General features: G+C 41.2%; 12 protein-coding genes and 1 riboswitch. Of the genes, 4 read left to right on the top strand and 8 right to left on the bottom strand.

Annotated features, from left to right (window positions below; translation table 11 throughout):
- The first annotated feature begins 150 nt into the window (after positions 1–150).
- Positions 151–1,044 (top strand): DMT family transporter, encoded by an 894-nt coding sequence (locus AC0L46_RS11970; protein ID WP_473503869.1) that lies wholly within the window; start codon positions 151–153, stop codon positions 1,042–1,044.
- An 11-nt stretch (positions 1,045–1,055) separates the two neighbouring features.
- On the top strand, positions 1,056–1,949 hold the full coding sequence (locus AC0L46_RS11965) for a DMT family transporter (RefSeq protein ID WP_473503867.1): 894 nt from the start codon (positions 1,056–1,058) through the stop codon (positions 1,947–1,949).
- Positions 1,950–1,958: 9 nt separating this feature from the next.
- Here the strand turns inward: AC0L46_RS11965 and AC0L46_RS11960 are convergent, their stop codons facing one another.
- The 6 genes from AC0L46_RS11960 to hldE all read right to left on the bottom strand — a co-directional run bounded on the left by AC0L46_RS11960 (position 1,959) and on the right by hldE (position 9,906).
- Positions 1,959–2,663, bottom strand: coding sequence for a thiamine ABC transporter ATP-binding protein (locus tag AC0L46_RS11960; RefSeq protein WP_473503865.1), 705 nt, complete (start codon positions 2,661–2,663; stop codon positions 1,959–1,961).
- Entirely contained in the window at positions 2,650–4,242 is a 1,593-nt protein-coding gene (gene thiP / locus AC0L46_RS11955; protein ID WP_473503863.1) for a thiamine/thiamine pyrophosphate ABC transporter permease, read from the bottom strand. The genes AC0L46_RS11960 and thiP overlap by 14 nt, the downstream gene beginning before the upstream one ends.
- An 11-nt stretch (positions 4,243–4,253) precedes the next feature.
- Positions 4,254–5,267, bottom strand: a complete 1,014-nt coding sequence (thiB, locus tag AC0L46_RS11950) for a thiamine ABC transporter substrate binding subunit (protein WP_473503861.1) — start codon at positions 5,265–5,267, stop codon at positions 4,254–4,256.
- Positions 5,268–5,324: 57 nt separating this feature from the next.
- Positions 5,325–5,442: riboswitch (TPP riboswitch) on the bottom strand.
- 22 nt (positions 5,443–5,464) lie between these two features.
- Positions 5,465–6,691, bottom strand: a complete 1,227-nt coding sequence (locus AC0L46_RS11945; RefSeq protein ID WP_473503859.1) for a 3-deoxy-D-manno-octulosonic acid transferase — start codon at positions 6,689–6,691, stop codon at positions 5,465–5,467.
- A gap of 2 nt (positions 6,692–6,693) precedes the next feature.
- Positions 6,694–8,478 carry a lipid A export permease/ATP-binding protein MsbA gene (msbA, locus tag AC0L46_RS11940; protein WP_473503857.1) on the bottom strand — a complete coding sequence of 595 codons (1,785 nt, stop codon included), beginning with the start codon at positions 8,476–8,478 and terminating at the stop codon, positions 6,694–6,696.
- On the bottom strand, positions 8,479–9,906 hold the full coding sequence (hldE, locus tag AC0L46_RS11935; RefSeq protein WP_473503855.1) for a bifunctional D-glycero-beta-D-manno-heptose-7-phosphate kinase/D-glycero-beta-D-manno-heptose 1-phosphate adenylyltransferase HldE: 1,428 nt from the start codon (positions 9,904–9,906) through the stop codon (positions 8,479–8,481). It abuts the gene before it with no gap.
- 98 nt (positions 9,907–10,004) lie between these two features.
- On the opposite strand from hldE, the gene AC0L46_RS11930 reads away from it, so the two are divergent.
- Positions 10,005–11,138 (top strand): AGE family epimerase/isomerase, encoded by a 1,134-nt coding sequence (locus AC0L46_RS11930; protein ID WP_473503853.1) that lies wholly within the window; start codon positions 10,005–10,007, stop codon positions 11,136–11,138.
- Positions 11,139–11,221: 83 nt separating this feature from the next.
- A complete protein-coding gene (locus AC0L46_RS11925; protein WP_473503851.1) occupies positions 11,222–12,037 on the top strand; it encodes a glycosyltransferase family 2 protein in 816 nt (271 codons plus the stop codon).
- Positions 12,038–12,090: 53 nt separating this feature from the next.
- On the opposite strand, the gene AC0L46_RS11920 is transcribed toward AC0L46_RS11925, so the two are convergent.
- Both AC0L46_RS11920 and AC0L46_RS11915 read right to left on the bottom strand, forming a co-directional pair.
- On the bottom strand, positions 12,091–12,504 hold the full coding sequence (locus AC0L46_RS11920) for an FAD synthase family protein (protein WP_473503849.1): 414 nt from the start codon (positions 12,502–12,504) through the stop codon (positions 12,091–12,093).
- A gap of 14 nt (positions 12,505–12,518) precedes the next feature.
- Positions 12,519–13,586 carry a CDP-glycerol glycerophosphotransferase family protein gene (locus AC0L46_RS11915; protein ID WP_473503847.1) on the bottom strand — a complete coding sequence of 356 codons (1,068 nt, stop codon included), beginning with the start codon at positions 13,584–13,586 and terminating at the stop codon, positions 12,519–12,521.

Genomic DNA, 13,586 nt, shown 5'->3' with positions numbered 1-13,586 from the left:
TGAGTAGTTAACAAAACACCAAATACAAAATTAAATAGGGAAAGAAAGACTTACAGGGACAGTAAAAGCACTATAGAATTCCAGCCCTCTTATTGCTAAATATTAGCCTTTAGTATGGTTTTATCTTAGTTAAGGATTAGACAAACACAGATGAAAACTCTCTCTAATAATACTCAAGCTATCTTGTTCGGGCTCGGCGCTGTTTTACTTTGGTCCACCGTTGCAACTGCATTTTCAATATCGCTTAAATATTTAACGCCCACACAGCTGCTCCTTGTTGCGAATGCTGTATCACTTGTGTTCCTAATTGTACTGATTGCATGTAAAGGCGACCTGAAAGAACTTCTCACATCAGCCAAGCAGTCTTGGAAATCTTCATTCTTTTTCGGGGCTATCAATCCCTTTATTTATTATCTGGTTTTGCTTCAAGCCTATAACATGCTTCCCGCTCAAGAAGCACAAGCCATCAATTACACTTGGGCGATTATGCTCAGCTTCATGGCTGTCCCAATCTTAAAGCAGCGCCTTAAACCCACAGATTATGTCGCAGCGGCAATGTGTTATTTTGGTGTTCTCTACATTTCAACTCGGGGACAAATCACCTCCTTAGAGTTTTCCAATGGCATTGGTGTTGCTTTTGCTCTTTTAAGCACAGTGATCTGGGCCATGTATTGGCTGCTAAATACGAAGGACAAGCGACCTAGCCTAATAGGCCTAACACTGAATTTCGCTTTTGCCTTACCATTGATTACTCTATACGCTGCCATGACAGGCGAACTTACCCATTGGAATAAAGAAGGATTGTGGAGCGCTGTTTACATTGGATTATTTGAGATGGGACTTAGCTTCGTACTATGGAATCAGGCACTCAAACTTACATCTAATGCAAGCCAAGTAGCCAATCTAATATTCTTATCGCCTTTGCTTTCAATCATTTGGCTATCTCAATTCGCTGGTGAACCCATTTTACAATCTACTCTAGTTGGGTTAGCGTGCATCCTCGTCGGCCTTTTCATACAAAATTGGGCTAAAAAAACAAAGTAAAAGGACACTCAATGCCAGCTTTTATCTATTTGCTGCTCCCTATTATGTTTTGGTCTGGCAATTACATTTTAGGAAGGTTAACCGTTTCTAATGGCATAGACCCTTACACAATATCTTTTCTTAGATGGAGCCTAGCCTGTTTAATTCTGCTCCCTTTCGCCTATAAAAAACTCTGGCAAGAGCGCAAAACCATCGCTGCCAATTGGCCGCTGCTTACCCTTTTCGGTTGGCTCGGCATTTGTAACTACAACCTATTTTTATACATTGGACTGACCTCAACGACTGTTACCAATGCCGTGCTATTGAACTCCATTATGCCTGTGATGATTCTAATTACAGCCAGATTTTTACTAGGAAACAAAACCTCTTGGCTACAAAATCTGGGCATATTCATTTCCACTGTTGGCGCCATCACCATAGTAAGTCGTGGAAGTCTGGACACTCTTTTACACCTAACCATTTCACAGGGTGATTTATGGATTATTGCCGCCGCTGTCAGTTGGGCAATTTATTCCGTTCTGATCGTCAAAAGGCCAAAAGAAATGTCTCTGATCGGCTTTTTTACCAGTACTGCTATTATTGGGATGCTATTTCAAATGCCGCTTTTCTTTTTATTCGGCGAAACACAATTAACAGATTTAACAAGTGGGAACTTAGGTATCATCTTATATATGGCGCTTTTCGCTTCAATTGGTGCTTTCCTATGCTGGAATACTGGCATTCAAAAACTGGGCGCAGCAACAGCAGGACAATTCATCCATTTACTGCCTGTTTTCAGCATAGGCCTTTCCGTCATTTTTCTGGGAGAAAGCTTATTTCGTTTTCATTATGTGGGGATTGTGCTCATTTTCTCAGGTATTTTTGTGGCGACGATACTCCACAACAAACGACAACAAGCCGCTTAAAATTTGTTTTTATAAAGACTGACCAGACTTACCAAAATAGTCTACAAACGATGGATGTGCCGGTGTTTGACTCAAAACAGATACCGGCTCATGAGCGACGACTTTACCTTGCTCAATCAAGAGCACATTTCCGCCCACTAAACTGGCTTCCTGAGGCAAATGTGAAACCAATAAAGTCGTCAAGGAAAGCTCTTCTGTCACCTCTTTCACTAGATAAAGCATTTCTTCACGCAAAGAAGGATCTAGCGCACTAAAAGGCTCATCCAATAAAAGTATCGGCTTATTCCTTACCAAAACACGAGCAATTGCAACACGTTGAGCTTGCCCACCAGATAAAGCTTGTGGAAAACGATCCGCTTTATCAACAAGTTGCGTTTTCTCTAAAGCCCAACTGACCTTATCTTTTTGCTCGGTATTTAGAGACAGAGAAGGCGACATTCCAATCGCTACATTTTGCCAAACCGTTAACTGAGGAAAAAGATTGTCACTCTGAAACAAAGTAGAAATCGGCCTTTCATAGGGAGCCAAGGCAAGTAATGGCTCACTATTAAAATCCAATACTCCATGACCATCCAGAAAGCCGCCAAGCAAATGTAAAAGTGTACTCTTCCCTTCCCCGCTTGCACCCAACAGAGTGGTCACACCCGATGAAATATTCACACGATAATCCGCATGAAAGTTATCCCAATTGTATTGAAGGTTAATTTTTAACATTCTTTTGCCCTCCAATAAGCCGAGATGACAGATAAAACAAAACCAAACAGAGCGTGATCAATACCACTGCGACACAAGCCCCTTCTTCTAACCGATAAGAACCAATTAATTGAAAAAGGTACAAAGGCAAGGACACCAAACCTTGACTGCCAAACAAAGCAATCACACCCATATCACCAAGGGACAACAACAAAGCGTACCCAAATGCTTGCGCGACAGACTGACGAATGAGAGTCCACTCCAAACACCAGCGAGACCAACCGCGGACTCCCAAACTCAAATATACATTTCGAAAGCGTCGCTCTTGCTGATACAAAACAGGCATTAAAGCTCTGAGTACAAACGGCAAAGCCATCACGGCATTAACCCACACAACAATCCAATAGCTCGACTGAAGCCCCCAACCGAAATCACGCAACAGCAAAAAAAGCCCCGTTGCGATCACCAAGCCAGGTACCATCAAAATCATATTACCGAGGTGCTCAATCTTATTGGGCAAAAACGACAAGTATCTGCGCCCAACACAAAATCGAGCCAAAACACCAAAGCAAATCCCTAGCGATAAACTGACCGCCGCAGCGGGCAAAGCGATTTGCAATGACACCATGACGGACTTCCATAAAGAAGAAGACAACAAAGTATCGAAAAAAGTAGCCGAAAATACAGGGTCAAAAATCGCGATAAAGGGCGGAAAAACCAAAAGAAACACACACAGCATAGCTGCAAGGTCTGAGGCTTTCGCCCAGAAAGAGTCTTTCAAAATATATCGATCAGTAGACAGTAAGCTCGCATCTTGACGATTAACAGGCGCAATTCGATACACAACAAGAGCAAACAAGGTGCATATCACCACCTGCATCAGAGCTAAGAAACTGGCCTTACCAAGATCAAAATCAAATCTCAAAGCCTGATAGATAGCCACTTCCAACGTGCTTGATTTTGGCCCACCCCCTAAACTCAGCACCACGGCAAAGCTGGAAAAGCACAACATAAAAATCAACACAAAAGCACCAGGCAAAGCTTTTTTCACATAATGCCATTCAATTAAACGAAATGCAGAAAGGCGAGAAAAACCTAATTGGGACGCCTGGCGCCACTGACCCGAAGGAATCAAATCGTAGCCTTGCAATAAAAAACGTACCGCCAAAGGCATATTAAAAAAGACATGAGCTAATAAAATTCCTGTCAAACCGTACAAAGGAATTTGTAAACCAAATAACTGACTCAACCAACCCGTACGGCCATAAACCACAACCAAGCCTAAAATCGCGACAATTGTCGGAACAACCATAGAAACAGAGAAAAGCTGCAAGAGAAACGATCGCCCGAAAAATCGCCGATGAACAAGACAAGACGCAACAGGAATGGCAATTAAAATACTAATCCCACTGCTCAATAAGGCTTGCCACAACGAAAAACGAATCACACGCCAAAGATAAGGCTGAGATAAATAGCCAAGCCAGTTAGACAACTCACTATAACGCAAAAGAGCCGCCAAACTGGCAGCTCCCATTATCAAAAAGAGACCAACACCTAAAATGGCAGGCGTCAGCCCTTGATATAAACGCAAAGAAAACACGTTAAGAAATCTTATCGAGTCGTCGCATTTAACCACTCATCAACCCAAGCTTTACGGTTTTTGGCGACTTCTTTAGCCGGCAACACTAAGTTCTTAGTTGGCAGCAAAGCACTATCAAATGCAGCAGGTAAAGGCTCTGAAGACTCAACCACAGGCAACATCCAGTTTCCTGTAGGAATCACTGATTGAAATTCCGGCTGCAAAATAAATTGCATGAAACGCTCCGCCAAAGCAGGATTTGGAGCATTTTTCATCATGGCAGCCAATTCAACTTGAGGATAAAGACCTTCACTAGCAGGTGCCGCTTTATACTTATTCTCGCCTTCCGCAATAATATGATACGCAGGGGAAGTGGTATAACTCAGCACAACATCAGCCTCGCCTTTTAAGAACAAACCATAAGCATCAGACCAGCTTTTGGTCACTGTCACAGTGTGACTCGCCAAACTTTCCCAAGCATCAGAAACATCATCACCATAAACAGACTTCATCCATAATAGAAGCCCTAAGCCTGGCGTACTGGTTCTTGGGTCTTGGTAGATTACTCGAAGATCTTGATTCTCAACCACTTCCTTCAAGCTCGTCGGAGGATTGCTCAGCGTTTCCGAGTTATAAATGAAAGCAAAATGGCCTTGGTCAAATGGGACAAAAGTGGTGTCATTCCAACCACCAGCGACAGTCACGTCAGATGTATCCACTGAATGCGTCGCCAACAACCCAGTCTGTTTTGCCGCTTCCATTAGATTCAGATCCAGTCCTAGCAATACATCTGCCTGAGATGATGTCCCTTCCAATTGAACACGAGACAAGATTCCAACAGAAGAATCTAAAGCGACAAAGTTCAATTCACAGCCACATTCTTTCTCGAAGTTTTCTTTGATTTTTGGCCCTGGCCCCCAATCTGAAGAAAAAGAGTCATAGGTATAAACATTCAATGTATCCGCCGCAGATGAGACAGAAGAGAAAAGTGCAGCCGATGAGAGAAAAAGGGCCGCTGAAGATATTTTCAACAAGAATTTATTCAATGTGTCGCTCCTAAAAAGTGAGCGGCGTACAGGAAAAACGGCAAGATGCTAAGAGTGCAAAGCTTGCTACCTCGATTCCTACGCCAGCATGATCTGGATCAGGTTCAGTGGGTTAGCAGTCAATTCCGCTTCTCAGCTTAGGTTCTAACAAACCAAAGCACCCCATGAGATAAAGAGCCGTTATTGTAAAGAGTCAATCAACGGAAGTCTATTTCAGAAAGCACTCGAGTAACGGCGCCCTGATTTTTTTCTGCGAACCGTTGAGCCGCCCGCCCGACTCGATAACACAGAGAAGGATTGCTAGCAAAAGAGATCAACCCCTCTTCCAACGCTGTTTCATCTAAGCAGCGGATCGCCCCTTTTATCTGTATCAACTGCTCTGTAATGTCTAAAAAGTTAAAGGTATGAGGCCCAACTAAAATAACCTTCCCTAATAACGCAGGCTCAATCGGATTATGCCCACCACGCTTGATCAAACTTCCACCAACAAAGGCAAGATCAGAGGCCTGATAATAATGCATCATTTCCCCCATCGAATCGCCAATGACCACATCGAACTTTGACCACTGGTCTGGTGAATCTTGGCTGCGCAACCCAACCTTTTCAAAGTGCTGTTTTGCTAACGCATAAACCGTCTCAAAACGCTCAGGATGACGCGGCACAAGCAAAAGCAACGCATCCGACTCTTTTTGCAGAAGGGCCTTATGAGCATTCAAAGCAATTTCATCCTCCCCTTGATGTGTACTCGCAGCAATCCAGACAAAACGTGAACCTAATTGTTCACGCCAATTATCCTGCAAAACATCAGGTGAAACAGCGAGATCAAATTTAATACTGCCCGTTGTTAACACCTTTTTCGCACCCAAGGCTTCAAATCGTTCCGCGTCACTTCTTGCATGCGCTAAAAAACTATCAGGCAGTTTAAATAGAGGCCGAGAAACATGAGAGAATTTTTGGTAGCGCAAAAAAGAGCGTTCGCTCAATCGAGCATTTACAACGTCCACACGAAGGCCTTGTTGTTTTGCTTGAAACAGCAAATTTGGCCAAAGCTCAGTTTCAACAATAAGAAGATGTTTACAGGTAAGCTGCTTCAACGCTCTTTTGACACTAAAGCGCCAATCCATGGGTAAATATCTGTGCTCAGCAAATGGAAAACTTTTCTCCACCAGCTCCGCGCCTGTTGGCGTCATGGTAGTGATTAAAAATCGATATGTCGGATGTTTCTCACGCAACTGAACAATTAATGGCCTTACCGCAAGCACTTCGCCCACTGAAGCACAATGAATCCATAAATCAGCGCTTACAGAAGGCCAAAATCCCAGTGCTTCTTTAGGCCGGTAATGACTGTATTTTTTCTGAAAGCGCCGTATTTTCAATAAAATGGCCGGCGTCAATAACAACAAAGCAGAACGATACAACCACATAATCAGTCTGTTTCTTCCGAGAACTGTTGATTATGAAGCTGCGCATAAGCTCCATTCAATGCAAGAAGTTCACTATGGGAACCTTGCTCAATAATTTCACCGTGATCAACTACCGCAATAATGTCTGCGTTTTCAATAGTCGACAATCGATGGGCAATCGCAATGGTTGTACGATTCTCCATCAAACCATCTAATGCAGACTGAATCGCTCTCTCAGACTCTGTATCTAATGCAGAAGTTGCTTCATCTAAAATAAGAATTGGGGCATTTTTCAAAATAGCTCGAGCAATAGCAATACGCTGACGCTGACCTCCTGATAGAAGCACACCATTCTCGCCAACCATAGTATCTAAGCCATGATCTAATTCTTGAATAAAGTCCCATGCATTAGCTGCTTTCGCTGCATTGATCACTTCTTCATCATTTGTATCTCGCAGATAGCCGTAAGCGATGTTTTCACGAATCGTACCATTGAATAACACCACTTGCTGATTCACTAGAGCGATATTAGAGCGCAAGTCTTTCAAGCGATAATCAGAGATAGAGTGCCCGTCAATACAAAGCTCTCCATCATCGATGTTATAAAAACGGGGAATCAGGTTCGCCATCGTCGACTTACCACTTCCTGAACGCCCAACTAATGCCAATGTTTTCCCTGCAGGTAAAGACAAATTAATATTCTTTAAAGCCTGTTTATCGGCACCAGGATACTGAAACGACATAGACCGCCATTCAATATCACCTTTTAATCGCTCTACAGAAACAGATCCAGTATCCACTTCTTCTTTCAGATCCAAAAATTCAAAAATACTATAGGATGCTGCAATGCCTTTTTGTAAAACACTATTAATGTCCGTTAACTGACGAACAGGTTTACCCAACATGCCTGCCGCCGTAAGAAAAGCAATGAAATCCCCCGGAGTCATACCAGAACTAATAGAAGGACTCAGTGCAAACCAAATCAAAATAGACATAGCAAGAGCCAAAATAAACTGCACAATAGGCACATTTAAAGACTTGGTTTTTGCCATTTTCAACTGTGAACGTCTGTTTTCATTAGCCGCTTTATAAAATCGCTCAGTCTCATATTGGCTACCGCCAAATATTTTCACCACTTCATGCCCTTTAATCGCTTCAGAAGCCACATCTGTAACACCACCCATGGCATTTTGAATGCGCGTACTCAACCTACGAAAACGCTTAGAGGCATAAGACACAACCAAACCAATTAAAGGTACAACTAACAAGAATAATAAAGATAAACGCCAATTCATGTAGATCATGTAGCCTAGCAAGCCAACAACCGTCAACCCCTCACGCAATAGCACACGAATCGCTTGAGTGATTGAGCCAATCACCTGCTCTGTATTATAGGTGAGTTTAGTAAGCAAACGTCCAGTAGGAATAGAGTGATAATAACTAGAAGGCAGCAAGACAAGTTTATTGAACATTTCTGTACGTAAGTCGAAAACAACTTTATTGGCTACCTTTGACATAAAATAGCTGCCAAGAAACGTTCCAACACCTCTAACAATAAAAATCCCTAAAATCGAAAGAGGTATTAGTAAACGACTTTCGACTATTTGCCCTTCAGAGACAACATCGACAATATGTTTCAGTAAAGCTGCCAAGGCTGGCTCCATTGCAGCATAAAGCATATAACCAATAACGCTTAATGATAGCGCTCCCCAAGAAGAGCTCACATACCTAAGTAAACGAAAATAGGTTTTTGCTGCTGACACAGGCGCCTGCTCCAACGATAAGCTGGATATTTTTTTATCTTGCATTTATAAATTCGCTTTTTCGATAATAGAAGTTGTCGAATAACCATCGACAAAAGATAATATTTTCACTTCGCCACCAGTTTTTAATACATGCTCAGCGCCCACAATGGTTTCAATGCTGTAGTCTCCGCCTTTCACAAGCACATCTGGAGATAACAGCTCAATCAACTCCTTGGGAGTATCTTCATCAAACCAAGTCACCCAATCGATAGCGCCGACACCTTCTAAAACTGCCATTCTATGCACAAGGTCATTAATTGGTCTTTTTTCGCCTTTTAATCGTTTTACTGATGCATCGGTATTCACAGCAACAATGAGACGATCTCCGAGCCCTTTGGCTTGCTTCATATAAGCAACATGCCCAGGATGCAAAATATCAAAACACCCATTAGTAAACACCACTCTTTCACCGTTTACTTGCGCAAGTTTTATTTGGTCTAATAATTCACTTGGAGGAAGGACTCCAAAGTTAGTAGAGTGAGATCGTTTGTACATAATCCCCGCTAATTGATCTGCCGTAATAAATGCAGTACCTAATTTTCCTACAACATAACCAGCGGCTTGGTTCGCGTATTCAATAGCATCAGTAAAACGCTTACTGGTAACATACACGGCTGTTAATACTGCAATCACCGTATCGCCTGCACCTGTCACGTCATACACTTCTTTAGCAGAAGTCGCCAAAGAAAACGGCACTCTATTCTTTTCAAACAATACCAAACCATCTTCACCACGCGTCACTAATAAGGCTCTCCAACCAAACTGATTTCTTAGCGCTTCACCTTTTTGTTGAATATCTGCATCAGAAGAGCATTCACCGACTATGGTTTCAAATTCAACGAAGTTCGGTTTTACTAGAGTTGCACCACGATAAATCGAAAAGTCATCACCTTTAGGATCAACAAAGCTAGGGACATTTACTGCATTAGACAACTGAATAAGAGATTGAACGTCCGCTAAACAACCCTTGTTATAATCAGAGTAAATAACCGCATCTGCACTTGGTACACAATCTTTTACCATGGCAGCGACCGCATCATTTTGAGATAAACAATCTTCGCGCTCTTCAAAGTCCAAACGAATCAATTGTTGATGACGACTCATCACTCGTAATTTCGTAATAGTTGGAAGTCGTTCAGAGCGAACAAAGCGACAAGTCACACCAGAAGACTCTAAACAGCGCTCTAATGCTGACGCATTTTCATCATTGCCCACAACACCAATTAAAGTGACAGAAACACCTAATTTAGCCAAACCTAACGCAACATTTGCAGCGCCGCCTGGGCGATCTTCAATATTAGAAACTTTCACCACTTGCACTGGTGCTTCAGGAGAAATACGAGAAGTGCCGCCATGCCAGTAGCGATCTAACATTACATCCCCAACAACGAGGATGTGCTTATCCTTAAAATTCAGGTATGAAGAGTTCATAGTCACATATTATTCGATTTTTGAAAGCCGTCATCTTATCATACTCCCCTACTTAGTTGGACATACCAAATATCACATGAAATAAGGCTATTTACATCATGTTGAACGACACCCTCTCTGGCTGCCAATCTTTTGTTTTTGAGCAACTTTTAGAAAACTGGGCGAAATATGGCATAAATCCAGAACATGGCTTTAGCTATGAGAGTATGAATCACGACTGGAGCATCAATTCTGTTGGCCGACTTCGCTTATTAACACAGTGTCGTCAGCTCTATACCTTTAGCCATGCTTATCAACTTGAAGAAAAATCAGAGTGGTACGAAAAGCTTCTGCCTCTATTCGACTTTATTACAAACCACTATTTCCAAGAAGATCGTTGGATTTTTTCACTAAACGATGATTTAAGCATTCAAGAAAAGCAATCTGACGCCTACGCTTTGGCTTTCGTTTTACTTTCATTCAGTTATTACTATCAGGTAACTGAAGACAAAAAAGCCTTACACTACATGGAGAAGACGCACCATTTCTTAATTACCAATATGCAAGCGTCAACAGGCGGCTTTTACGAATCATATCCCATTAATATAAATCAAACCCGTCGTCAAAACCCTCATATGCACTTACTAGAAGGCTATATTGCAGCCTTCAACACCACACAAAATGAAGACTATAAAAACGTTATTAAGTCACTACTGCCACTCGCATTGGAGCGTTTTTATGACAAAAAAACAAAAACCTTACGTGAGTTTTTTAATTCCGATTGGACATTAGACACTAAAACAGGCAATCAAGTAGAACCTGGCCATCATTTTGAGTGGGTATGGTTACTTTATGAAGCAAATAAAATAGTACCAAATACAGATTACACAGATTTAGCACAACATTTATGGTCAACAGCGACGCGTCATGGATTAGCTGCTAACGGCGGCATTTACAATCAAATAGATGGCAATACTTACCTTCCTATTGATGAAGAAAAACGCATTTGGCCCATTACCGAATACCTCAAAGCTGTCACAGCCATCCCAATAGGAAAAGAAGAGAAGAATCATAGAATAAAGAACGCCCTTAGCTTTTTGCAAAGCTATTACTTTCTAGAAAACGGTGGCTGGAATGAATACCTCAACGAGGACAACACACCAAAAGACTACCCACTACCTGGCACCAGCAGCTATCATATTTTTCTCGGACTAGCCGAAGTGATAAAATGGTCAAATACAGTTAATAAATAAAGACTATGCTTTGTACAAGACCCTTTAAGTTAGAATCAAAGCTTCAATATTTATAAAATACAAACTCAACATTAGGCAAATCAATGAAAACAAGCATTGTCTTTACTACTTACAACTCTCCTGCTTGGTTGGAAAAAGTTCTTTGGGGTTTTTTCCAACAAACAGCAACCAACTTCGAAATTGTCATAGCGGATGACGGCTCTCGTGATGAGACTAGAGAGTTGATCGAGAAAATGCGAAAAGAAACCTCCATTACAATCAAGCATGTTTGGCAAGAAGATGATGGATTCCAGAAATGTCGCATAATGAACAAAGCTATCCTAGCAACTGAAGGTGAATATCTCATTTTCACCGATGGGGATTGCATACCAAGGAAAGACTTTGTTGAGCAGCATTTAGCTCTTTCAGAACCTAACACTTATTTGTCAGGTGGCTATTTCAAGCTACCAATGAACATTAGCCAAGCCATCACTAAGGAAGACATTGCCACCCAAAGAGCGTTTGATGTGGATTGGCTCGTTAGTATGGGGCTAAAAAAGACCCATAAAACAATGAAGTTGACCGCAAAAGGTACCTGGGCGTCTTTTTTAAATAAAATCAGTCCAGCTCGTCCCACTTGGAATGGTCACAGCGCATCCTGCTATAAAAAGCACATTTTGGCTGTTAATGGTTTCGAAGAAACTATGCAATATGGCGGGCAAGACTGTGAGTTTGGCGACAGATTGGTAAACTACGGCTTAAAGGCAAAACGTATTCGCTATTCAGCTGTTTGCATTCACTTAGATCATAAACGTGGCTACATCACTCCTGAAATGTTAGCCAATAGTCGCGCAATCCGAGAAGACACAAAAAAGAACAAGGTTATAAAAGCACGAGTGGGGATCGATAACCACCAATAAGCTAATCGATAAAAAAGCCCTCTCAGAGGGCTTCTATCAACTCACTCATGGCTTTATATTTTCTCTAATACTTCTCGAAGTTTAGTACTGGACGTATGAGTGGTATATGAAAAATAGTGAATGGACACATTAAGCTTTTGGAAGTCTTTCTCAATCTTGTTCCATTTATCCGTTCCCTTCCAATCATCTCCAACAAACATCTTGTCGAACTTAAGGTTATTCCAAGCTTCTTCTTTGTCATAATTAACCTGAGGAACCACTTCATCGACAAACTTAATCGCCTCTACGATTTCCATCCGCTCTTGAAATGGAATAACAGGCTTCTTATTTTTTGCCGACATACATAGCTCATCACTTGTAACACCGACAATTAAATAATCACACTCTAACTTGGCACGCTTTAAAACATTCAAATGCCCAATATGAAATAAATCAAAAACACCCGTTGTATATCCAATAGTTTTCATACAGCACCTAAAATTCACATGTTTTGTGTTAAATATTCAACAATTCTTTTACTTGCTAGACCATCCGTTTTCCCTGCAAGCTGCTCTGCCAACTCAAGACGAATCGCCTCAAGCTCTTTCGGATTTTTTAATTGAGAATCCACAAGAGTTTTCAAAGTTTTATATTTCTCAGCATGTACAGCGACTTTTGCATAAACCCCATAATCTTGGTCCATTCTTCTTTTAAATTTATAAGAAAAAATCCCACGATAATTCCATCTAAGCTTTAAAAAGTCACACCAAATGACGGGCTTATTCAATAAAGCAAATTCAAATAAAGAAGAGGATGCATCACTAATAAGTACATCAGACACCTGAAAAAAAGGCAAAAGTGAGTAGTCCTCTGCCTGAGCTAAGTATACATTGTCATATTTTGACCACTTATTTAACAAAGCTCTTTGCTTACGGTACGTTTTTTTGCTCAAAGAAAAATAATGGGGCTTTATAATTATATTATAATCTTGAAATTCACTAGGCCATTTAGATGGAAAGCGTTCAATACTGCTCGGATAAAAAGTAGGAGCGTACAATATCGTAGGCAAATCATCCCTTAAACCATAGTCCTTTGATAAGGAAAGGTCCGATACCTCTCCATTAAAGATAGGGTCCAATTTACAAAAACCAACATCCACAAAAATGCCTTCGGGGTATTTATCTGCAAGCCTTCTTCTTCGATACTCACCTTCAACAAACCTAACAGTCATAGTGCGATTAGACTTTGAATAATAACTCGCCTTCGGCCCTATCCCATGCCCCAATTGCGCACTCTTTGAGACTTTATGCAAATCATCTAAATAGGAAAATGTATTTCCAAAGAACACCCAGTCTGCTTTCTCTTGCTGATAAAAGCTAGAAGCCTCTAAATCATCTGCCACCCATTTAAAAGACAGCCCGTTATCCTTCGCTATTTTGATAATAATATCGTTATGAATACTGTCATAAAAAACAAATTTTGTAGCCACTCCAAGTTTTAGCAACTCATTGTGGACTGGTAAATATTGAGGTAGGTAATATAGGCTTTTAGTATCAAAAATAACTTTCAT

This window comes from Marinomonas sp. 15G6-16 (assembly GCF_055809555.1).
The sequence above is the reverse complement of the archived record's forward strand: the minus strand, read 5'-3'. Positions and strand labels throughout refer to the sequence as shown.

Bases quoted from the DNA above. Each gene is read 5' to 3' on its own strand.
- AC0L46_RS11945 (WP_473503859.1), bottom strand. From the start codon at position 6,691: ATGTGGTTGTATCGTTCTGCTTTGTTGTTATTGACGCCGGCCATTTTA.
- hldE (WP_473503855.1), bottom strand. From the start codon at position 9,906: ATGAACTCTTCATACCTGAATTTTAAGGATAAGCACATCCTCGTTGTT.
- AC0L46_RS11960 (WP_473503865.1), bottom strand. From the start codon at position 2,663: ATGTTAAAAATTAACCTTCAATACAATTGGGATAACTTTCATGCGGAT.
- AC0L46_RS11920 (WP_473503849.1), bottom strand. From the start codon at position 12,504: ATGAAAACTATTGGATATACAACGGGTGTTTTTGATTTATTTCATATT.
- AC0L46_RS11925 (WP_473503851.1), top strand. From the start codon at position 11,222: ATGAAAACAAGCATTGTCTTTACTACTTACAACTCTCCTGCTTGGTTG.
- AC0L46_RS11915 (WP_473503847.1), bottom strand. From the start codon at position 13,586: ATGAAAGTTATTTTTGATACTAAAAGCCTATATTACCTACCTCAATAT.
- AC0L46_RS11930 (WP_473503853.1), top strand. From the start codon at position 10,005: ATGTTGAACGACACCCTCTCTGGCTGCCAATCTTTTGTTTTTGAGCAA.
- AC0L46_RS11965 (WP_473503867.1), top strand. From the start codon at position 1,056: ATGCCAGCTTTTATCTATTTGCTGCTCCCTATTATGTTTTGGTCTGGC.
- AC0L46_RS11970 (WP_473503869.1), top strand. From the start codon at position 151: ATGAAAACTCTCTCTAATAATACTCAAGCTATCTTGTTCGGGCTCGGC.
- msbA (WP_473503857.1), bottom strand. From the start codon at position 8,478: ATGCAAGATAAAAAAATATCCAGCTTATCGTTGGAGCAGGCGCCTGTG.